The organism is Flavobacterium sp. RSB2_4_14 (genome assembly GCF_051547085.1).
Lineage (GTDB): Bacteria > Bacteroidota > Bacteroidia > Flavobacteriales > Flavobacteriaceae > Flavobacterium.
Window position 1 is genome coordinate 1 of record NZ_JBPTTL010000010.1, and the last position, 18,560, is coordinate 18,560.

22 protein-coding genes are annotated in these 18,560 nt (G+C 33.2%); 5 read left to right on the forward strand and 17 right to left on the reverse strand.

Features of this window, described 5'->3' with window-relative positions:
* The first annotated feature begins 356 nt into the window (after positions 1-356).
* On the forward strand, positions 357-1,025 hold the full coding sequence (locus tag ACSVH2_RS13455) for a hypothetical protein (RefSeq protein WP_438093702.1): 669 nt from the start codon (positions 357-359) through the stop codon (positions 1,023-1,025).
* Between the two features lie 188 nt (positions 1,026-1,213).
* Positions 1,214-1,618, forward strand: a complete 405-nt coding sequence (locus tag ACSVH2_RS13460) for a hypothetical protein (protein WP_438093703.1) — start codon at positions 1,214-1,216, stop codon at positions 1,616-1,618.
* Between the two features lie 70 nt (positions 1,619-1,688).
* Here the strand turns inward: ACSVH2_RS13460 and ACSVH2_RS13465 are convergent, their stop codons facing one another.
* Together ACSVH2_RS13465 and ACSVH2_RS13470 are read right to left on the reverse strand one after the other, a co-directional pair.
* Positions 1,689-2,525 (reverse strand): lysophospholipid acyltransferase family protein, encoded by an 837-nt coding sequence (locus ACSVH2_RS13465; protein ID WP_438093704.1) that lies wholly within the window; start codon positions 2,523-2,525, stop codon positions 1,689-1,691.
* Positions 2,526-2,581: 56 nt separating this feature from the next.
* Complete coding sequence (locus ACSVH2_RS13470) at positions 2,582-3,220, reverse strand: NUDIX hydrolase (protein ID WP_438093705.1); 639 nt, start codon at positions 3,218-3,220, stop codon at positions 2,582-2,584.
* Between the two features lie 66 nt (positions 3,221-3,286).
* Here ACSVH2_RS13470 and ACSVH2_RS13475 point away from each other — a divergent pair, with 66 nt between their 5' ends.
* A complete protein-coding gene (locus ACSVH2_RS13475) occupies positions 3,287-3,730 on the forward strand; it encodes a DUF4268 domain-containing protein (RefSeq protein WP_438093706.1) in 444 nt (147 codons plus the stop codon).
* Here ACSVH2_RS13475 and ACSVH2_RS13480 read toward each other — a convergent pair.
* The 3 genes from ACSVH2_RS13480 to ACSVH2_RS13490 form a co-directional block, all read right to left on the reverse strand.
* Positions 3,727-4,023, reverse strand: coding sequence for a DUF721 domain-containing protein (locus tag ACSVH2_RS13480; RefSeq protein WP_438093707.1), 297 nt, complete (start codon positions 4,021-4,023; stop codon positions 3,727-3,729). The two genes, ACSVH2_RS13475 and ACSVH2_RS13480, sit on opposite strands and share 4 nt — an antisense overlap.
* Before the next feature lie 48 nt (positions 4,024-4,071).
* The gene (locus ACSVH2_RS13485) at positions 4,072-4,488 is read right to left on the reverse strand and encodes a hypothetical protein (RefSeq protein ID WP_438093708.1); all 417 of its coding nucleotides are present in this window, start codon (positions 4,486-4,488) and stop codon (positions 4,072-4,074) included.
* 96 nt (positions 4,489-4,584) lie between these two features.
* Entirely contained in the window at positions 4,585-5,667 is a 1,083-nt protein-coding gene (locus tag ACSVH2_RS13490) for a site-specific DNA-methyltransferase (protein WP_438093709.1), read from the reverse strand.
* A gap of 122 nt (positions 5,668-5,789) precedes the next feature.
* Here ACSVH2_RS13490 and ACSVH2_RS13495 point away from each other — a divergent pair, with 122 nt between their 5' ends.
* Positions 5,790-6,857: a serine hydrolase domain-containing protein gene (locus ACSVH2_RS13495; protein WP_438093710.1), complete on the forward strand. Its 1,068-nt coding sequence runs from the start codon at positions 5,790-5,792 to the stop codon at positions 6,855-6,857.
* A gap of 197 nt (positions 6,858-7,054) precedes the next feature.
* Here ACSVH2_RS13495 and ACSVH2_RS13500 read toward each other — a convergent pair whose 3' ends face one another.
* From ACSVH2_RS13500 to ACSVH2_RS13555, 12 genes are all read right to left on the reverse strand, one after another.
* A complete protein-coding gene (locus ACSVH2_RS13500) occupies positions 7,055-8,326 on the reverse strand; it encodes a hypothetical protein (RefSeq protein WP_438093711.1) in 1,272 nt (423 codons plus the stop codon).
* A gap of 18 nt (positions 8,327-8,344) precedes the next feature.
* On the reverse strand, positions 8,345-9,298 hold the full coding sequence (gene ftsY / locus ACSVH2_RS13505) for a signal recognition particle-docking protein FtsY (protein ID WP_438093712.1): 954 nt from the start codon (positions 9,296-9,298) through the stop codon (positions 8,345-8,347).
* Between the two features lie 124 nt (positions 9,299-9,422).
* Positions 9,423-9,575, reverse strand: a complete 153-nt coding sequence (locus tag ACSVH2_RS13510) for a DUF4295 domain-containing protein (RefSeq protein WP_396176567.1) — start codon at positions 9,573-9,575, stop codon at positions 9,423-9,425.
* Between the two features lie 68 nt (positions 9,576-9,643).
* Positions 9,644-9,826, reverse strand: a complete 183-nt coding sequence (gene rpmG, locus ACSVH2_RS13515) for a 50S ribosomal protein L33 (protein WP_035126304.1) — start codon at positions 9,824-9,826, stop codon at positions 9,644-9,646.
* 25 nt (positions 9,827-9,851) lie between these two features.
* Complete coding sequence (gene rpmB / locus ACSVH2_RS13520) at positions 9,852-10,088, reverse strand: 50S ribosomal protein L28 (protein WP_121313180.1); 237 nt, start codon at positions 10,086-10,088, stop codon at positions 9,852-9,854.
* 72 nt (positions 10,089-10,160) lie between these two features.
* Positions 10,161-11,411: a CinA family nicotinamide mononucleotide deamidase-related protein gene (locus ACSVH2_RS13525; protein ID WP_438093713.1), complete on the reverse strand. Its 1,251-nt coding sequence runs from the start codon at positions 11,409-11,411 to the stop codon at positions 10,161-10,163.
* A gap of 2 nt (positions 11,412-11,413) precedes the next feature.
* On the reverse strand, positions 11,414-12,013 hold the full coding sequence (locus tag ACSVH2_RS13530; RefSeq protein ID WP_438093714.1) for a hypothetical protein: 600 nt from the start codon (positions 12,011-12,013) through the stop codon (positions 11,414-11,416).
* 130 nt (positions 12,014-12,143) lie between these two features.
* The gene (locus ACSVH2_RS13535) at positions 12,144-12,488 is read right to left on the reverse strand and encodes an Hpt domain-containing protein (protein ID WP_438093715.1); all 345 of its coding nucleotides are present in this window, start codon (positions 12,486-12,488) and stop codon (positions 12,144-12,146) included.
* On the reverse strand, positions 12,488-13,099 hold the full coding sequence (locus ACSVH2_RS13540; protein WP_438093716.1) for a fumarylacetoacetate hydrolase family protein: 612 nt from the start codon (positions 13,097-13,099) through the stop codon (positions 12,488-12,490). Before ACSVH2_RS13540 ends, ACSVH2_RS13535 begins: the two co-directional genes overlap by 1 nt.
* Before the next feature lie 16 nt (positions 13,100-13,115).
* Complete coding sequence (locus tag ACSVH2_RS13545; protein WP_438093717.1) at positions 13,116-13,892, reverse strand: exonuclease domain-containing protein; 777 nt, start codon at positions 13,890-13,892, stop codon at positions 13,116-13,118.
* Positions 13,893-14,010: 118 nt separating this feature from the next.
* Entirely contained in the window at positions 14,011-15,321 is a 1,311-nt protein-coding gene (locus ACSVH2_RS13550; RefSeq protein WP_438093718.1) for a dihydrolipoamide acetyltransferase family protein, read from the reverse strand.
* A gap of 72 nt (positions 15,322-15,393) precedes the next feature.
* Positions 15,394-16,545 carry a glycosyltransferase family 2 protein gene (locus ACSVH2_RS13555; protein WP_438093719.1) on the reverse strand — a complete coding sequence of 384 codons (1,152 nt, stop codon included), beginning with the start codon at positions 16,543-16,545 and terminating at the stop codon, positions 15,394-15,396.
* A 92-nt stretch (positions 16,546-16,637) separates the two neighbouring features.
* On the opposite strand from ACSVH2_RS13555, the gene ACSVH2_RS13560 reads away from it, so the two are divergent.
* Positions 16,638-18,488, forward strand: coding sequence for a CocE/NonD family hydrolase (locus ACSVH2_RS13560; protein WP_438093720.1), 1,851 nt, complete (start codon positions 16,638-16,640; stop codon positions 18,486-18,488).
* The last annotated feature ends 72 nt before the right edge of the window (positions 18,489-18,560 follow it).

An 18,560-nucleotide genomic window follows, 5' to 3' on the forward strand; every position in this document is an offset into this window, starting at 1 on the left:
TGGTATCACTTAGTGTTTTACTATGAAAAGCTGTGCGTTTAGTTTGCCGAGAGGTAACTTGGAGCTAGACGCAACGCGTTTACCATCCCGCAAGGTGATTTGAAGCTAGACGCAGCGCGTTTACCATCCCGCAAAGTAAATTAGAGCTAGACGCAACGCGTTTACCTTCCCGCAAAGTAAATTGAAGCTATACGCAGCGCGTTTACCTTCCCTAGAGGTGGATTGGGGCTGAAAACTCAGTATTTAAGATTTCTATACTTTGTGTTTAATAACTTGGTTGATGCGGAAAGTTATTTTTATATATTTGAAAAATAAAGCGAAACAAAACTTCGCCTATACACCCAAATAGGGGTAGATTGGCGAAGTTTTATATCGCCTATAAAGTAGTTAGCACTAATACACCAATGAGACGAAATAAAACGGAAGATATAATCAAATTTTTGAAGGATAATATTGAGCCATTGGAAGACAATTCTTTTGGGTTTGGATATAGAGCATCTGTTTATTTGACAGATGGAACATTTTTGCCTTGTGTAATTTTCCGAAACCCAAAGACAGTTGTAAATTTAGCAATTAGACGTTTTAAAGAAGAGCAAACTAAAAAAGGTCTTTTTAATCGTTCTTCGGGAGTTAGTTATTACAACATTGTGAAAAATTTTGTCACAAATGGCAATTGTATAAATGAATACGATATTGATAGAGTAGAAAAAAGCAAGTTCGCTTTTCCGTTGACAATTCAAAAACAAATCAAAGGCGAAACAACAATGGGTTGGACAGGTTTTGCGGTTAAAATGAAAGATGGAAAACATTTTGGTTTTGGAACAACATTTCTTTGGGAGTTTTTTCAAATGCCAGATGGTTATTCGGTAGATGATATTGAAGAAGTTATTAATCATAGTTATGTTCTCAAAAATGGAGAATTGCGGTCGCATCGAGAAGGTCCGCTAACAAGACCTGAAGAATACAAAGATGCTGTAGTTTATCGAGAGAGACCTTTTTTTGAATGCTATATTGACAGCATATAACAGAATCGGAATAAGTACTAGTGCTAACACACGCTACAACGGATTTGGGCAATTGGCTTAATGGAAAATTAGTTTTGTATTTGTGATGATTTGGCAAATCCGAAAATAGGGCTTAATTTAGTCCCAAACCCGCTGTAGCGCGAGAACGTTAGCGGTAAGATTACACCAATTTGCATAGAAAAAACAGAATGACAGAAGTTCAAAAAATATTAGACATAACTTTTCCGTTTGTAGAAATTCTATTAACTGATTATGGAGAATTTTATCCTTTAGCTTCAGCCGTAAATAACAATGGCGAAGTTGAGCAAATTGTTCGTGAAGAAGATGAAGAAAATGATTTTCCAAAATCAAGTACAGTAATTGGTGAGTTAAAAAAGGAATTACGCTGGAATAGAAATGAATTTAAAGCGATTGCGATATTTTATGATATAACTCTCAAAGAAAAACAAACAGATGCAGTTGCGGTTTTAGTTGAGCAGAAAGAAGAAAAACTAGCTTATACATTTTTTTATGCATATAAAATGGTTGAAGGCAAACCAATATTTTTGGAATCTTGGAAAGTGGAAAAAGAAATGGAAATATTTGTTGACTAAAAAACTCCCGATAACGCGGATTTTAATCCACACCCACAAAAAAATCCCTCTTATGGAGGGATTTTCTTCGTTAGTTCTCTTGATCGGTGTCATTTTTATCCACTTGCCATTTTCTCAGTTTATGCAATCGTTCTTTTTCGGCAATTTCCTCGGCAGGAATTACTTTCAGGAAGGATGGATGTTGCTCTATGGCATATTCTACTTTTTCAACAATTTGTTCTATGGTTTCGTTGTCATAATCTATCACCAACGGTTCTTTGATGATAAAAGATTGGAGGATATTTTTCTTTTTCATACGCAATCCTTTTTTGTCAAACGAACGACGAAAACCGTCAATAACAATAGGCACAACCACAGGTTTGTATTGTTTGATAATATGCGCTGTTCCTTTTCGAACGGGTTTAAAAGACTTGGTAGTTCCTTGCGGAAAAGTAATTACCCAACCGTCTTGGAGTGCTATTCTAATATTCTCGGTATCGTTAGGATTTACTTCTCGTTTTTCGGTTACATCTTTGCCTCCAGCACGCCAAGTTCGCTCCACACTGATAGCGCCAACATAGGATAAAATTCTAGGCAACAACCCCGATTTCATGGTTTCGCTGGCAGCTACATAATAAATATTCATCTTGGGTTTCCACAAATACCCTATGTTTTTGATGCTGTCATCTCTACCCGAAAGACTGGCATTGAAAACATGAAACATCGCCACCACATCGGCAAAATACGTTTGATGATTGGAGATAAACAAAACATTGGTATCGGGCAATGTATTGATGATTTCAGAACCTTCAATATGCAACTCGTTAAATCCTCGGTATCTTCTGTGCGTGATGACACCAAATACTAAAATGAGCATTCTTTTTACAAAAAGTACATGACCAAAAGGATTTTTCTTCACTAAACCCATAACTTCTATTTGTGTTAGTCCCTATAAATTGGGAGGCAAATTTAAATACTAAAACTTTATAAAACTAATTTCAGCGTTTCTTTCAATTCGCTCATCATCATAGCCGTTGCACCCCAAATAAAATGTTCGTTTACACGAAATCCGGGAACATCGATAGCGCCAGCATAAGAAGTTTGCATGACCACATTCATTACAATGTTGTCATTCAAAAAATCAACCAATGGCAATTCTACCATTCCGGCTACTTCTTCTTCTTGCAAAGAAAAATCCAACTCGTTTTCGCTATAACCCATAAAAGGATAGACCATAAAATTGCTTGGCGGAATATACACTTCGGTAAAAGGGCGAACTACTTTGATATGATTGGGATGAATGCCTATTTCTTCGTGAGTTTCGCGCAAAGCCGTTTGTTCCAAATCAATATCGTTCTTCTCTACTTTTCCACCAGGAAAAGCAATTTGGGAAGAATGAACACCATTGTAGGACGTTCGGAGAATTAAAGCTAGATGCGTTTGGGAATTTTTAGGATAAAAAAGCATCATAACGGCTGCTTTTTTGGGCTTTATGGTATTGAAATCGATGTTTTTCAATAAGTCAATTCTATTGGCAGGTGCCATTTTTCCATGCGCATGCGTTGCTGAAAGGTCAACATTTAGTATTTTTGGCGTATATTTTAGAAAGGCATCAAAGTGCATGTTCGTTAGTTTTGAAATATAAAGTTACTTTAAAAAAATAAAGCAATCCAATTTTACACCCATAAAATGTACAGCAAAGAAGAAGCCCTACGCATAAAAAAAGAATTTTGGACGGCTTTTGCGGAGGCTTATCCTCGAAAATGGTTGCTGTATGATACTAAAATTAAAGATGTTACCTTCAAATTCTTCATCGATAACAAAAAGGCGCAAGTACTTTTAGACATTGAACCCAAAGACGAAGAAAAGCGAAAAATTTACTTTGAAAAAATAGAGTCGCTCAAAACTATTTTGTTGGAAGACTATCTTCCCGAAGCTATTTTGGAACGCAATTATTACCTAGAAACAGGCAAAGTAATCAGTAGAATTTGGATTGAAAAACTGGATGTGAATTTAAATAACAGAAGTTATTGGCCTGCTATTTTTGATTTTTTCAACGAAACGATGGAGCAGTTTGAGCGTTTCTTTTATGAATACGAAGAGTATATCAAAGATTTAGAAATAAATACTTAACGAAGCACAATAGCGGTTACGACTTCTTTACGCAATTCCTCATTAATCATTGTAATGATTTTTTGTTTGCCATAACTCAACTCTTCTCTCAATACTGCCGACGTTAACGACACATAAAGTGTAGAACCTTTCAGCACTACTTCTTTCGTGTAACTGTTGACACCATTGCCCATCAACGATTTCCATGCAGCTTCCACATCGATTACATCCATGCCACTTTGGAGTTTATTTATTTGAATAAACTCTTTTAAAATGTCTCCAATTGGACTTTCGTTGCTTCGTCTTTTTGCCATTTGTGCTGAATTTATTTACTGCGTCAGTTCGCTACGCTCGTGTCAGTATTACTTTAAGGAGAAGGGTTTGTATTTTTTATAAGTGTATTCTAAGTTGGCTTTGTTTTTTAAAACCAATGTAGAGTCAGCAATTTCAAGAATTTCTTCTTGCCACTTTCCATAGCTAGTTTTATATTCAATAAAAAAAGTCTTTTCTTTTTCTATAATCTTTATATTTTCCTTGATTCCATTGGTTCTGTATGTTCCATCAAACTGAGGCATTACTTTTTGACGGTATCCAATATTGTCTTTGAGTTCAAAAAAATCAATGGTTTCATTGACTTTATAGTCTTTCTTTTCGCTATCAGCTAGTTTGACTTGTTTAATTTCCCAATAGCCATTGAGTTTTGTCAAGTCTTCTTTCTTTACATCAGATTGACAAGAAATTAATACGATGCTGATAAATAATAATCCAATTTTTTTCATATGTCGCTTTTATTTGTTTTTTAAAGGTCATATGCAATCGCCTTTAATTCAATGAAGTTTGTTTGCAACAAACTAATTTTTAGTGGCGATGTCATCTTACTTCAAATATTGTTTAGCAAATCCTTCTCTTAAATCATCAATTGATACCAATTTGCCTTTTTGTTTTACATACCAAAACGTCCAGCCATTGTTGCTTTCTTTGCCCAAAAGTTGTGCGCTCACTTTGTGAATTGAACCTACAAAACCTTTGCTTTCAATTGATGAATCGGCTTGAATTTGAGCTGAGTGTTTCTCGTCTTTGGAAAAAAGAAAATCGCCAACCTTTACAAATCCTTTATCTATCAAATTGATGAAAGGCACTTTTGGTTTTTTGACTTCCACTTTATATTCCAATAAATTATCTTTTATAGGAACAATTTCCTTCAAACGATTATTGGCCACATCGATATAAAATTGTTCTCTTTCGAAAGCAATAAATTTTCTACCAAGTTTCTTAGCAACCGCAGCGGTTGTGCCACTTCCCGAAAATGGATCGAGCACGACATCACCCACATTGGAAGTGGATAAAATCACACGATACAATAATTCCTCAGGTTTTTGGGTAGAATGTGCTTTTTGTCCATTCACTTTAATGCGTTCTTCGCCTTGACAAATTGGGATTAACCAATCGCTTCGCATCTGCAAATCTTCATTCATAGTTTTCATAGAATGATAATGAAACGTGTATTTCGATTTCTCCGATTTGGTAGCCCAAAGCATGGTTTCATGAGCATTGTTAAATCGTGTTCCTTTAAAATTCGGCATCGGATTGGTCTTTATCCAAACGACATCATTCAGCATCCAAAACCCTAAATCCTGCAACGATGCACCCACTCTAAAAATATTGTGATACGTTCCGATTACCCAAATGCTTCCAGTGTTTTTTAACACTCTGCGGCATTCTCTCAACCAATCGTTAGTAAATTTATCATAGATTTCCATGCTAGCAAACTTGTCCCATTCATCGTTCACAGCATCAACTTTAGTTTGATTGGGTCTGGTCAATTCGCCATTCAATTGTAAATTATAAGGTGGATCAGCAAAAATTAAATCGACTGAATTATCTGGAATTTGTTTTAACAAAGCAACACAATCGCCTTGATGAATGGAGTTTAAAGCTAATGAACCTAACGTTGACATGAAATTTACTTATTTCACAAATTTAATTTTTTAACTTTATAAAGTCATATGAAATGAAATTAATGTTATCAACATTAAACTATTTTATACATTTATAGTCTTACGACAAATAAAATGCTATTATGAGAAAAATATTCCTTCTTTCGCTATTCGCTGTTTCTTTATTTAGTTGCAGTTCCGACTCATCTTCAACTCCCCAAGAACAAATGTATTTTCCACCCAATGATGGAAGTACCACTTGGGAAACCAAAACCATTGCAGAGTTAGGTTGGAATCAAAATGCGGTTCAACCACTTTTGAATTATTTGGAATTGAAACATTCAAAATCCTTTATCATTTTAGTAAACGGAAGAATAGTGATGGAAAACTATTTCAACGGACACTCTGCATCAACTCCATGGTATTGGGCAAGTGCGGGAAAAACCTTAACAGCAACCGTTACGGGAATTGCTCAGGACGAAGGATTACTAAACATCAATAATAAAGTTTCGGATTATATTGGAACGGGTTGGACCAGCGCACCGTTGGCAAAAGAAAACTTAATTACCTGCAAAAACTTATTGTCAATGAACTCAGGATTGAATGATGCATTGGGCGATGATGTCTCTCCTGCCAATTTGCAATATGTTGCTGATGCAGGAACGCGATGGGCTTATCATAATGTGTACGTCAAATTACAAGATGTTGTGGCTACAGCGAGCGGACAATCATGGACAAATTATTTCAATACTAAATTAAGAGATAAAATCGGGATGACTGGCGGAGCATGGATAAACAGTGGTGATGGCTTGAGTGTTTATTGGAGCACCAGTAGAAATATGGCTCGTTTCGGATTATTGTCACTCAACAAAGGAAAATGGAACGGAACAACGATTGTAAATGAAAATTATTTTAACCAAGCGACCACAACATCTCAATCTATTAATCAGGCTTATGGATATTTGTGGTGGCTTAACGGAAAAACCAGTTATCATTTGCCACAAACCCAATTTGAATTTAGCGGTGAATTAATCCCAAATGCTCCAAATGATATGTATGCTGCTTTGGGTAAGAATGACCAAAAAATTTATGTTGTACCAAGTAAAAAGATGGTAGTAATCAGAATGGGTGATGCTGCAGACGATGTGACTATGGCTCTATCTGACTTTGACGAAACACTTTGGACAAAAATTAGTGCTTTGTACCAATAGATAGCAAACTATTTTGAGTTGAAATATTTTATTACTGCGTAAATAAAAAGTAAAAAAGTAATTAATCGCATACCCATAAAAACATTAGGGAACGGTTTCTCAAGAAAAACAGATACTAAACCTATTCCGAAAGAAATGAGTATTAATTTTACTGGAGAGGAGTTACTAAAAAATGAAATAATTTTATTCATGTTAATCTAATTATTTAAAGTGTAACTAAATATTAAATTGAAATTGGAAAATGAACCACTTAAATTAGAATATTTATTTAGATAATTTTTATTAGAAGAATATTCTAAATTCAATCCAAATTTATCATTAAAAACATAACCAACTCCTATGTTGTAATATAATATTGTTGATACTACATCAAAAACATAGGTTTCTGCTGGGGAAGGAATTGGATCTGGTCCAGTATATGTAACTAAATAATCTATTTTAAAGTCTCCGTTTATAACTTCAGAAATTCCTACTGAACCATCAATACACAATTTATTTTTTCCTTTTTTAATAATTGCATATCTATAACCAGTTGTTAAGTTAATTGAACTAAAATCTGATTTAAAAAAATATTCTACATTAAAACCACCATTGCCCACAGCAAAATAATTTGATTGAGTTTTTACCATTTGATAAAAAAGTCTAGCAAATAGCTCTGAACGTTTAGAATTTACACCAAAAACATTAGAAAACTCAACTCCAATCATAGGATCATTAAAACTAACATTCGTAGGAGTCAACTCATAAACATTTTTGTAAACATATGGCGACTTATAGGAACTGACACCAGCGAGTATTTTAAAATATAATTTATTTTTCCATTTTTCGGTTGCAACGTTTTGTTCAACTAAAGAATTATTTTCGGTATTTGCTTTTATAAAAATTGCTGACAATTCATTTTCTTTATAATCTATATCCAAAAAATCATTGAATAACAGTTTATCTGATTTTAATTCATCATATAACATTTTTCTAAAATCATTATTTTCAACAATTGATTTGTCATTATTATACTTTCTGTGAACTAATAATTTTGGATTTACATCATTACTATTTTTAACATAGAAAAAAATTTCATCATCAATAATTGCTTTATATAACGACACATTTCCTTCAACTAAAACCTTAAGTAAAACCACTTTTTGCTTTAAATTTGGTTCTTTGCCAAAAATTTTAATTTCATTACTATTAACTACTTGATCATAATCGTAGTCTACTGTGTATTTGACATACTTGTAGTTTTCATTAACTTTAAATTCTATAATATTATCAATTGAAATCTCGCTGTATTTATCTTCAAGAGAAGTTTTAAAGTAAATTTTTTCAGGATTATTATATGGATTAGTATCTTCAATAAATCCTTCCTTTTTGTTATTAGCTTGATCTATATAATATCCTTTGACAAAACTTTTTTGGCTATAACTGAGAATAGAAATTAGTAAAATAACTAAAGTGCTAATTTTTTTCATGGCTTATATTTTATAATATTATTTAAAAAACGAATCTACAAATTCATACTTATTAAACACTTGCAAATCTTCAATTCCTTCTCCTACTCCAATATATTTCACCGGGATTTGAAACTGATCTGAAATACCGATTACAACACCACCTTTTGCAGTTCCGTCTAATTTAGTAACGGCAAGGCAAGATACTTCGGTTGCAGCGGTAAACTGTTTGGCTTGCTCAAAAGCATTTTGACCCGTTGAACCATCCAAAACTAATAACACATCGTGTGGCGCGTCTTCCAGTACTTTTTGCATCACGCGTTTTACTTTGGTTAACTCAGCCATCAAATTTACTTTATTGTGTAAACGTCCAGCAGTATCAATAATTACGATATCAGCATTTAGAGTAACAGCACTTTGTAGTGTATCAAAAGCTACAGAAGCTGGATCACTTCCCATTTGTTGTTTTACCAATGGAACTCCTACTCTATCAGCCCAAATTTGTAATTGGTCAATCGCAGCAGCCCGAAAAGTATCGGCAGCACCAAGCACTACTTTATAACCGGCTTTATTGAATTGATACGCTAACTTCCCGATGGTAGTGGTTTTTCCAACACCATTTACACCAACAACCATAAGCACATAAGGTTTTTTATTGGCTGGAATAGTAAACTCGGTTTCTTCTCCTGATTTGGTTTCAGAAAGTAAACCGGCAATTTCTTCACGAAGAATTTTATTTAATTCATCTGTTCCCAAATACTTGTCGTTGGAAACACGTTCTTCAATTCTCTCAATAATTTTTAAAGTAGTATTTACTCCAACATCGGAGGAAACCAGCACTTCTTCCAAGTTATCTAAAACCTCATCGTCAACTTTAGATTTCCCAGCAACGGCTTTGGTAAGTTTAGAAAAAAATGAGGTCTTGGTTTGTTCCAAGCCTTTGTCTAAAGTCTCTTTTTTTTCGGAAGAAAATAATTTTTTAAAAAAACTCATTGGTAATGGATTGAAAATTCAAAAATGTTGAGCACCCGAGCGAAAGCGAACTGGCGAAGCAAATATATAAAATAAAAAAGCTACTTCCGATTGAAAGTAGCTTTGATATATAGAGTTTGTTGAATTATTTCTTGTTAAGGAAACTATCTACTTCTTCTGGCGTCATAATACTTTCTTGAAAAGTATATGCACCTGTTTTTGGAGACCTAACCATTTTAATAGCTTTGGTTAATCTTTTTGAAGCTGTTTGTAACGATGCTACGGTTTTCTTTGCCATGATTAATGAGTATTTAAAATTTTAATAATCTCTAATGTTAACATTTAAGATTTTCTTAAAATCTTTAATTATTTAATTTCTTTATGAACAGTCATTCTCTTTAAGATTGGATTAAATTTTTTAATCTCTAATCTGTCTGGAGTATTTTTTTTGTTTTTGTTTGTAATGTAACGAGAAGTTCCTGGAAGTCCAGTTCCTTTATGCTCAGTACACTCTAAAATAACTTGTATTCTATTACCTTTCTTTGCCATCTTGCTTTATTTTTACTGGATTAGATTATTTAATAAATCCTTCAACTTTTGCTTTTTTCAAAACAGCAGCCAATCCATTTTTATTGATTGTTTTAATTGTAGACGCAGCTACTCTTAGCGTAATCCATCTGTCTTCTTCAGCAAGATAGAAACGTTTTTTAACTAAGTTGACAGAAAATTTTCTCTTAGTTTTGTTCATAGCGTGAGAAACATTATTTCCTACCATCGCTCTTTTACCTGTAAGGTCACAAACTCTTGACATTATGCTTTTCTTTTATCGTTATTCAATTCGAGGGTGCAAACTTAATGAAAATTAATTGTAGTAACAAAAAAATTACAGCACATTTTTTAAAATTTCTTTCTGTACCATTTCCAATGCTTTATTTACTGTTCTATCTATCACTTTTACACGTGGTTGACCAAAATTAAATTCTTCAACAAATAATTCATTTGGAGTGGCGATAGCTATAAAAACAGTCCCAATTTCTGATTTACCCTCTTCTTTGCTTGGTCCTGCGTTTCCTGTTGTAGCAATAGCATAATCGGTTTTCATGAGTTTTTGAATTCCTAGAGCCATTTCCTTGGCAACTTCCGCACTCACTACTGAATGTTTATCAATGGTAGCTTGTGACACTCCTAGTACAGAAACTTTGGTATCTGTGGCATAACTCACCACACTTCCCCGAAAATAATGAGAAGCACCAGCAACTGAAGTCAGCATTTGAGCAATTTTTCCGCCAGTACAACTCTCTGCTGTGGAAATGCTTTTCCCTTGTTGTTTTAGCAATTTTCCAATTACTACTTCTATTGTTTCGTCTTCATCAAAACCAACGATAATGTCACCAATAATTTTAGTTAATGATAACACCAAATCTTGAATAGTGTTTTCCAATAATTCCTTGTTTTCCCCACGAGCCGTTAGGCGTAAACGAACTCTTCCTGGGCTTGGTAAATAGGCGAGTTTTATAAATTCTGGAAGACTATTTTCCCAGTGTTCTATTCGTTCTGCAACGATACTTTCACCTTGTCCGTAAGTTAAAATTGTTTTGTGAACTATGTAAGGTCTTTTGAATTCAGATACAATTTTAGGGATAAGTTGTTCCTCTACGATACCTTTCATTTCATAAGGAACGCCTGGCATCGAAACAAAAACTGTTTTACCCTTTTGCATCCACATTCCAGCAGCAGTTCCATAATTATTCATTAGCACTTGAGCTTTTGAAGGCAACAACGCTTGGTCTTTATTAACTTGTGTTGGATTAAAATTCAGCTTGGTAAACAACGCTACAATATGATCTTCTACTGCTTGATTTCTGACAAAAACATCCTCAAAATAATCGCAAAACGTTTTCTTGGTAATGTCATCTTTTGTTGGTCCTAAACCACCTGTAATAATAACCAAATCAACTTTATCTTGCAAAGATTCAAACGTATCTAAAATGTGTTTTTTATCATCAGAAATAGAGAGCATTTCGTGAGTTTGCACACCAATTTTATCTAATGCTTTGGCAATATAACCCGAATTAGTATCTACAATTTGTCCGATGAGAATTTCGTCTCCAATGGTAACTATGGTTGCTTTCATTTTTAAGATTTTGAATAATTATATTCTTTAGGTATGATGACATACCTTGTGCTTTTGGAAAACGATTTTAAATGATAAATAGAATGCTTTTTGGGTGAATTGTAATTAATTGTGTAGAGCAATTTAATAATTCCGTTTGGAATATTCTTTTCTAATTTATACTCTTCATAGGCAGTAGAAAAAGTAAGAAGTGGTAAATGGAAATCCGTATTTCTCTTTGTAAAATAAAAATTCTTAGCTAATTTATTTTTTTTCTCTCTTTTTGAATCATTTGAGCTCAAAATATATTGAGAGCAATTTTCCCCATCAATTAATGTATCATTCTTATTTTTAAAAAAATAATTTTTAATCTGATATTTATATGGATTATCAAATTTTGAAACAAATTCACATGAAATTGTTAGGCTTTCTGATTTTGAAAAATCGATTTTATTTAAGTAATTAGTAGAAGTTATTCCACTATTATCCATAAAGAATACTTTAAAACTCATATTATCCTTATCACGAAGTTCCAAAAAATAACTATTATCATTAGAATTGGTTAAATAAACAACCTTTTCAACTTCTGAAGTATCTGAAAGTTGAAAATCATATTCAATCATGTAATCGAATACATATTTCTTTTGTGAAAATGAAAACTGAAAAAAGAGCATGCACAAAAAAAGTAAAAATTGATTTTTCATTTGTCTAAAATAATCAATTTTTACTTTTTACAGTTCGAAATATTGAAAACTACAGTTCGAAATCTTTTTTGATTTCTTTTACCGCTTTTTCTACTTGATTTTGAATACTTTCAAAAGTATCGACAATTTCTTTTCGTTTACCTTCTCTTTTGGTCCAAGCTTCCACTTGAAGAATTTCCTCAAATGCCACAGACATTCCCAATAAATCCAGACTTGGTTTTATTTTGTGCGCATAAGAATAAGCTAATTTGTGGTCTTTGGTTTTGATGCCCAAATCAATTTGTTTCATGTCCAATGGAACTTCTGTGATGAACAAAGTGATGATTTGCATAACAAATTCAGGATCATTGTCTGAAAGTGCATATACTTTTGCTAGGTTGTAGTTTATTGCCATTATTTAATGTGTAATCTTAATACTCTTTTATTTTCTATAAATCCTTCAAGATAATCGTTTGGAGAAACTTTTGCAACGCCTTCTGGTGTTCCAGTAAATATAATATCTCCTTTTTTTAATGTAAAATATTGAGAAACATAAGAAACAATTTCATCAATTTTCCACAACATATAACTTGTATTTCCCTTTTGAACACTTTGTCCATTATTGGTTAATTCAAAAGTAATATTTTCCATCGAAAGAAAATTATTTTTTGGTTGAAAATCACCAATAATCGCTGAACCGTCAAAAGCTTTGGCCTTTTCCCAAGGCAAGCCTTTTTCTTTTAGCTTATTTTGAACATCTCTTGCGGTAAAATCTATTCCTAATCCAATTTCGTCGTAATATTTATGAGCAAACTTAGTGTCAATATATTTTCCAACTTTATTTATTTTGACCAAAATCTCTATTTCATGGTGAATTTCATTACTGAATTCTGGTATTACAAAAGGAGTTTTTTTGGGTAAAATGGCAGTATCTGGTTTTAAAAAAATCACAGGTTCATCTGGACGTTCATTTTTTAACTCCTTAATGTGATCAACATAATTTCTACCGATGCAAATTATTTTCATGGTTGTATAACGAAAATTAACTCAATTTATTATTCAATTTTCTCAACTTTATTCCTGTCAAAACTTTTTTGGTATACAATGGAAATTCTGCGTTTTGTATCCAACTAAAATAGCCAGGTTCTTTATCCAAAACATCGTCAACCAAAGCTCCTTTATGTTTTCCGAAAGTAAAAATCTCTTTCCCTTCGGCATTTAAAGCGATGAAACCTGCAAAATCAACTGATTTTTTTCGAGTAGTGAATTCAGAAAGTGTTTTCATGTCATTTTCTAAATCTTCATATCGGTCTAATTGTGCTTTCAATATTTCATACGTTGCCATCGTATCTGCCTCTGCACTATGAGCATTTTCTAAACTTTCGTTACAATAAAATTTATAGGCTGCGCTTAATGTTCGCTCTTCTTTTTTATGAAAAATGGTTTGCACGTCAACCGAAACTCTGTTCTTCATATCAAAATCAACTTCGGCACGAAGCAATTCTTCGGCCAACAATGGAATGTCAAATCTATCGGAATTAAATCCAGCCAAATCCGAGTTTTTAATCATTGTATGAATTTGACCTGCAAGTGCGGCAAAAGTGGGTTCATTGGCTACTTTCTCATTGGTAATTCCGTGTACTGCTGTTGCAAATGCTGGAATTGGAATTGTCGGGTTGACTAACCATGTTTTGCTTTCTTTGTTGCCATTAGGATAGACTTTAAAAATTGAGATTTCTACGATTCTATCTTTAGCAACATCAATACCCGTAGTTTCAAGATCAAAGAAGCAAATAGGTCTGTTCAGTTTTAATTCCATTGTAAAATGTTAAGTGGACAAATATAAAATATTGAAGTTACCGATGGTCGATTTTATGATTTTTTTAGAATAAAAAATCCCGATTGTGAAATCGGGATTGATTTATAATTACTTGTATTTAGTATTCTCTATTTACATCAAAAGCTTCTAAGTATTCCGCTACACGTTTCACGAAACTTCCACCTAAAGCGCCATCAACAACTCGGTGATCATAACTATGTGACAAGAACATTTTTTGACGAATTCCAATGAAATCACCTTCTGGAGTTTCAATAACGGCTGGTACTTTTCTAATGGCGCCAAGTGCTAAAATACCCACTTGTGGTTGGTTGATAATTGGTGTTCCAAACACAGAACCAAAAGTCCCTACGTTTGTAACAGTATAAGTTCCGCCTTGTGTATCGTCTGGTTTTAATTTTCCGGCTTTAGCACGGTTTCCTAAATCATTCACGGCTTTTGCCATTCCAACAAGGTTTAGTTGGTCTGCATTTTTTATAACCGGAACAATTAAGTTTCCGTTAGGTAACGCTGCCGCCATTCCGAGGTTTATGTTTTTTCTTTTAATAATGTAATCGCCATCAACCGAAATATTTATTCCAGGAAAATCTTTTATGGCTTTTGCCACAGCTTCCATGAATATTGGTGTGTAAGTCAATTTTTCGCCTTCTCTTTTTTCGAAAGCATTTTTAACTCTATCTCTCCATTTTACAATATTGGTAACATCAACTTCAATAAACGATTGAACGTGTGCCGAAGTTTGTATCGAAGCAACCATGTAACCTGAAATCAGCTTTCGCATTCTGTCCATTTCAATGATTTCGTCACCACCATTAACAGAAACTGGAACAGCCTGTGTCGCAGGTTGCGAGTTGCGAGTTTCGGGTTGTGAAACTGGTGCTGAAACAACAACTGGTTGACTTCCTGCTCCTGACTTTCTATTTTCGACAAATTTCAAAATATCTTCTTTGGTGACTCTTCCATCTTTTCCCGAACCAGAGATACTTTCCAATTCAGAAATAGAAATACCTTCTGCAGTAGCAATATTTTTTACTAGTGGAGAAAAGAATTTATCCGATGTTTTGAAATCGGCTGGAGCAACAGCTTCTTTAGCAACTTCTATGGTTTTTTGAACCTCGACTACACTCGGTGTAACAACTGATTCTGATTGAGCAATTTCAACCGAACCACCTTCTGTTTCAATAATAGCAATAGTTTGACCCACTTTAACTACGTCATCTTTTCCAAAAAGTTGTTCTATCAAAATTCCCGAAACTTCACTTGGCACTTCACTATCCACTTTGTCCGTAGCTATTTCTAAAACAGCTTCATCCATAGCAATAGAATCGCCAACGTTTTTGAGCCAATTTGTAATCGTTGCTTCTGCAACGCTTTCACCCATTTTAGGTAATTTCAATTCAAACTTTGCCATATATGTAAACTAAAGTTGTGTAGTTTTATTTTGGGTGCAAAAATACTAATTGTTTTGAGCAAACACTAAGAATTATGCAATTTTTGATAAATTTATAATTTCTCCTATATCGTTTGCGCTGTTGCTTCCAATAACATAATTATTTTGTGCTAGATACATTTTAAATGTGATGTTTTTGGCTTTCAGTATTTGCATAGCATCAATTATTTCAATAAAACTAAATGAATTAATATCAAAAATAAGTTGACATGAATGGTTCGGATTTTCGTTGAATTCCTCCAAATTAGTATAGTTACTAATCTTTTCAAAATTTGGCAAATTTGTAATTTCTTTTGAAAATAAAATTGTTTCATCAACAGAAATTGCTTTGTTCTTTTGTTGGCTTTTCTTAAACAGACTAAAAATAAAACTTCCAATTTTCATAAAAAAAGTAAAGAAAAAAGAAGGATTGAAATGCTTTTTATAAAAGAAATTCATCGCTTCTTGAAAGCGTTTCATATACGTTCCATCTCGAACCGTGCTTTCTCCTTTATAATGAATAATCGTTGTTTCATGAAAATAGTAGTTATTTTTCCCTTTTTGCAACACCATATAACTTAGGTCAATATCGTCGGAATACATAAAGCAATTTTCATCAAAACCGCCAATTTCAGTATACAATTCGCGTTTCATAACCATAAAAGCACCAACAAGAATATCTACTTTTCCCGTTTGATTTTGGGTTAAATGTTGGGCATAATATTTAGTAAACAATGATGTCCCGACGCTTCGGGATGGAAATAATTTATACAAACCAAAAATCTTGGTAAAAGCTACCCAAGGTGTTGGAATTCCACGTTTGCTTTCGGGAAGAAAGTTTCCTGTTCCGTCAATGAGTTTGCATCCAACAATTCCTAAATCGGTTTTGCTTTTGGAGAAAGCCAATACTTTTTCAAAAGTATCTTCGGCAACGACTGTATCAGGATTTAAGATGCAAATATATTCTCCTTTGGCTTGAGCTACTCCGATGTTATTGCCTTTTGGAAATCCTAAATTTTCATTGTTTTGAATGAGTTTTACATCGGGAAAACAACGGTTCATCATGGCACAACTATCATCAGATGAATTATTATCAACGACTATAATTTCGGCATCCATATTTTGAATGGCTTTTTGCACACTCATGACGCATAGCTCTAAAAAATAGCGCACATTATAGTTGAGAATAATTACTGATAGTTGCATGATGCGAATATAATTAAAACTTTAATTTTAACACTCACCAATGATTATTTATAGAAAAACTTATTATCTTCGAAATTCAAAAAAAATCAACTATGAAATTTTTAATAACAACCCTTTTACTTTTTTTATCAATCACTGTTTTTTCTCAAGAGGACGTTAAAAATAATTTTGACAAAAAAGAAGTTTATATTGAAATGCGTGATGGAACAAAATTATTCACGGTAATTTACACTCCAAAAGACATTTCAAAAGAAAAAAAATATCCCATTTTAATGCAAAGAACGTGTTACAGTATTGCACCGTATGGAGAAGAAAATTTCAAAAAATCATTGGGACCAAATCAATATTTACAAAAAGACAAATACATATATGTTTACCAAGATGTTAGAGGTAGATATATGAGCGAAGGCATTTTTACAAACATGACACCACAAGTGGCGCACAAAACAAAAAAAGATATTGACGAAAGTACCGATACTAATGACACCATCGATTGGTTAATTAAAAATATTAAAAATAATAACGGTAAAGTCGGACAATATGGAACTTCGTATCCCGGATTTTATGCAGCAGTTGGAACACTAGCGAATCATCCCGCTTTAGTTGCTTCGTCGCCACAAGCTCCAATTTCTGATGTGTTTTTTGATGATTTTCATCATAATGGTGCTTTCATGATGGGTTATTTCAAAACTTTTCCTGTTTTTGGAGTTCAAAAAACAAAAGCTGAAAATAAAGCATGGTATACAGACCAATCTATCAAAACCACTTCTAAAGACGGCTCAATTTTTTACAATGAAATAGGAACATTAAAAGATGGTGTTGACAAATATTACAAAGACAACTTTTTCATGCAAGAAATTGTTAGTCATCCTAATTATGATGAATTTTGGCAATCCAGAAATTTGTTACCTCATTTAAAAGGTATAAATCACGCCGTGATGACCGTTGGTGGTTGGTTTGATGCGGAAGATTTAGCTGGACCTTTGAATATTTACAAAACCATAGAAAAGAACAATCCAAAAGCAAAAAATACAATCGTTATGGGACCATTTTCTCACGGCGGTTGGTCTAGAGAAAATGGAAAGCTTTATCATAACGACATTTATTTTGGAGATAGCATCGCCACTTATTATCAAAAAAATATTGAATATAAATTCTTCAATCATTATTTAAAAGAAAAATCAAAAGAGGCTGCTGCACTTCCAGAAGCATTTATGTTTGACACTGGGAAAAAAGAATGGAAACAATTTGCTACTTGGCCTCCAAAAGAAAGTTCCAAACTCAATTTTTATTTTAGCTCAAATGGAAAATTAGCAAATGAAAAATCTACTACTAATTCATATTCTGAATATTATAGCGACCCAAATAAACCAGTCCCTAGTAGTATTAATTATGCAGAATATAATGGTTTTACACCTAGAAATTATATGTCCGAAGACCAGCGTTTTGCGTTGAGTAGACCCGATGTTGTATCCTTTACAACTGATTATTTAACCGATGACGTTACATTAGCTGGTGAAATTATGGCAAAACTAAAAATAGCGACAACAGCTACAGATGCCGATTTCATCGTAAAACTTATTGATATTTATCCTGCTGACGAACCTCAAGATAAGGATAAACCAAATGTTCTTTATGCTAATTATCATCAAATGGTAAGAAGTGAAGTAATGCCAGCGCGTTTTAGAAATAGTTTTGAAAAACCGGAACCTTTGACACCAGATAAAACCACCGAAGTTAATTTTAGAGTACAAGATGTTTTACACACCTTTAAAAAAGGACATAAAATTCAAATACAAATTCAGAGTACTTGGTATCCATTAATTGCTGTGAATTCTCAAAAATTTATAGAAAATCCATATCAAGCAAAAAAGGAAGATTACACCAAAGCATTTATTAAAATATTAGATGAAAGTCATTTAGAAGTTGATATTCTAAAATAAGCTAAAATAAGCTATCAGAAATGGCAGCTTATTTTTCAAAAAACAGTTCAGGAAATACCTGTTTAATGAACC

What these genes read in the sequence shown, in the direction of transcription:
- ACSVH2_RS13460 (WP_438093703.1), top strand. Translation starts at nt 1,214, where the DNA reads ATGACAGAAGTTCAAAAAATATTAGACATAACTTTTCCGTTTGTAGAA.
- ACSVH2_RS13465 (WP_438093704.1), bottom strand. Translation starts at nt 2,525, where the DNA reads ATGGGTTTAGTGAAGAAAAATCCTTTTGGTCATGTACTTTTTGTAAAA.
- ACSVH2_RS13470 (WP_438093705.1), bottom strand. Translation starts at nt 3,220, where the DNA reads ATGCACTTTGATGCCTTTCTAAAATATACGCCAAAAATACTAAATGTT.
- ACSVH2_RS13475 (WP_438093706.1), top strand. Translation starts at nt 3,287, where the DNA reads ATGTACAGCAAAGAAGAAGCCCTACGCATAAAAAAAGAATTTTGGACG.
- ACSVH2_RS13480 (WP_438093707.1), bottom strand. Translation starts at nt 4,023, where the DNA reads ATGGCAAAAAGACGAAGCAACGAAAGTCCAATTGGAGACATTTTAAAA.
- ACSVH2_RS13485 (WP_438093708.1), bottom strand. Translation starts at nt 4,488, where the DNA reads ATGAAAAAAATTGGATTATTATTTATCAGCATCGTATTAATTTCTTGT.
- ACSVH2_RS13490 (WP_438093709.1), bottom strand. Translation starts at nt 5,667, where the DNA reads ATGTCAACGTTAGGTTCATTAGCTTTAAACTCCATTCATCAAGGCGAT.
- ACSVH2_RS13495 (WP_438093710.1), top strand. Translation starts at nt 5,790, where the DNA reads ATGAGAAAAATATTCCTTCTTTCGCTATTCGCTGTTTCTTTATTTAGT.
- ACSVH2_RS13500 (WP_438093711.1), bottom strand. Translation starts at nt 8,326, where the DNA reads ATGAAAAAAATTAGCACTTTAGTTATTTTACTAATTTCTATTCTCAGT.
- ftsY (WP_438093712.1), bottom strand. Translation starts at nt 9,298, where the DNA reads ATGAGTTTTTTTAAAAAATTATTTTCTTCCGAAAAAAAAGAGACTTTA.
- ACSVH2_RS13510 (WP_396176567.1), bottom strand. Translation starts at nt 9,575, where the DNA reads ATGGCAAAGAAAACCGTAGCATCGTTACAAACAGCTTCAAAAAGATTA.
- rpmG (WP_035126304.1), bottom strand. Translation starts at nt 9,826, where the DNA reads ATGGCAAAGAAAGGTAATAGAATACAAGTTATTTTAGAGTGTACTGAG.
- rpmB (WP_121313180.1), bottom strand. Translation starts at nt 10,088, where the DNA reads ATGTCAAGAGTTTGTGACCTTACAGGTAAAAGAGCGATGGTAGGAAAT.
- ACSVH2_RS13525 (WP_438093713.1), bottom strand. Translation starts at nt 11,411, where the DNA reads ATGAAAGCAACCATAGTTACCATTGGAGACGAAATTCTCATCGGACAA.
- ACSVH2_RS13530 (WP_438093714.1), bottom strand. Translation starts at nt 12,013, where the DNA reads ATGATTGAATATGATTTTCAACTTTCAGATACTTCAGAAGTTGAAAAG.
- ACSVH2_RS13535 (WP_438093715.1), bottom strand. Translation starts at nt 12,488, where the DNA reads ATGGCAATAAACTACAACCTAGCAAAAGTATATGCACTTTCAGACAAT.
- ACSVH2_RS13540 (WP_438093716.1), bottom strand. Translation starts at nt 13,099, where the DNA reads ATGAAAATAATTTGCATCGGTAGAAATTATGTTGATCACATTAAGGAG.
- ACSVH2_RS13545 (WP_438093717.1), bottom strand. Translation starts at nt 13,892, where the DNA reads ATGGAATTAAAACTGAACAGACCTATTTGCTTCTTTGATCTTGAAACT.
- ACSVH2_RS13550 (WP_438093718.1), bottom strand. Translation starts at nt 15,321, where the DNA reads ATGGCAAAGTTTGAATTGAAATTACCTAAAATGGGTGAAAGCGTTGCA.
- ACSVH2_RS13555 (WP_438093719.1), bottom strand. Translation starts at nt 16,545, where the DNA reads ATGCAACTATCAGTAATTATTCTCAACTATAATGTGCGCTATTTTTTA.
- ACSVH2_RS13560 (WP_438093720.1), top strand. Translation starts at nt 16,638, where the DNA reads ATGAAATTTTTAATAACAACCCTTTTACTTTTTTTATCAATCACTGTT.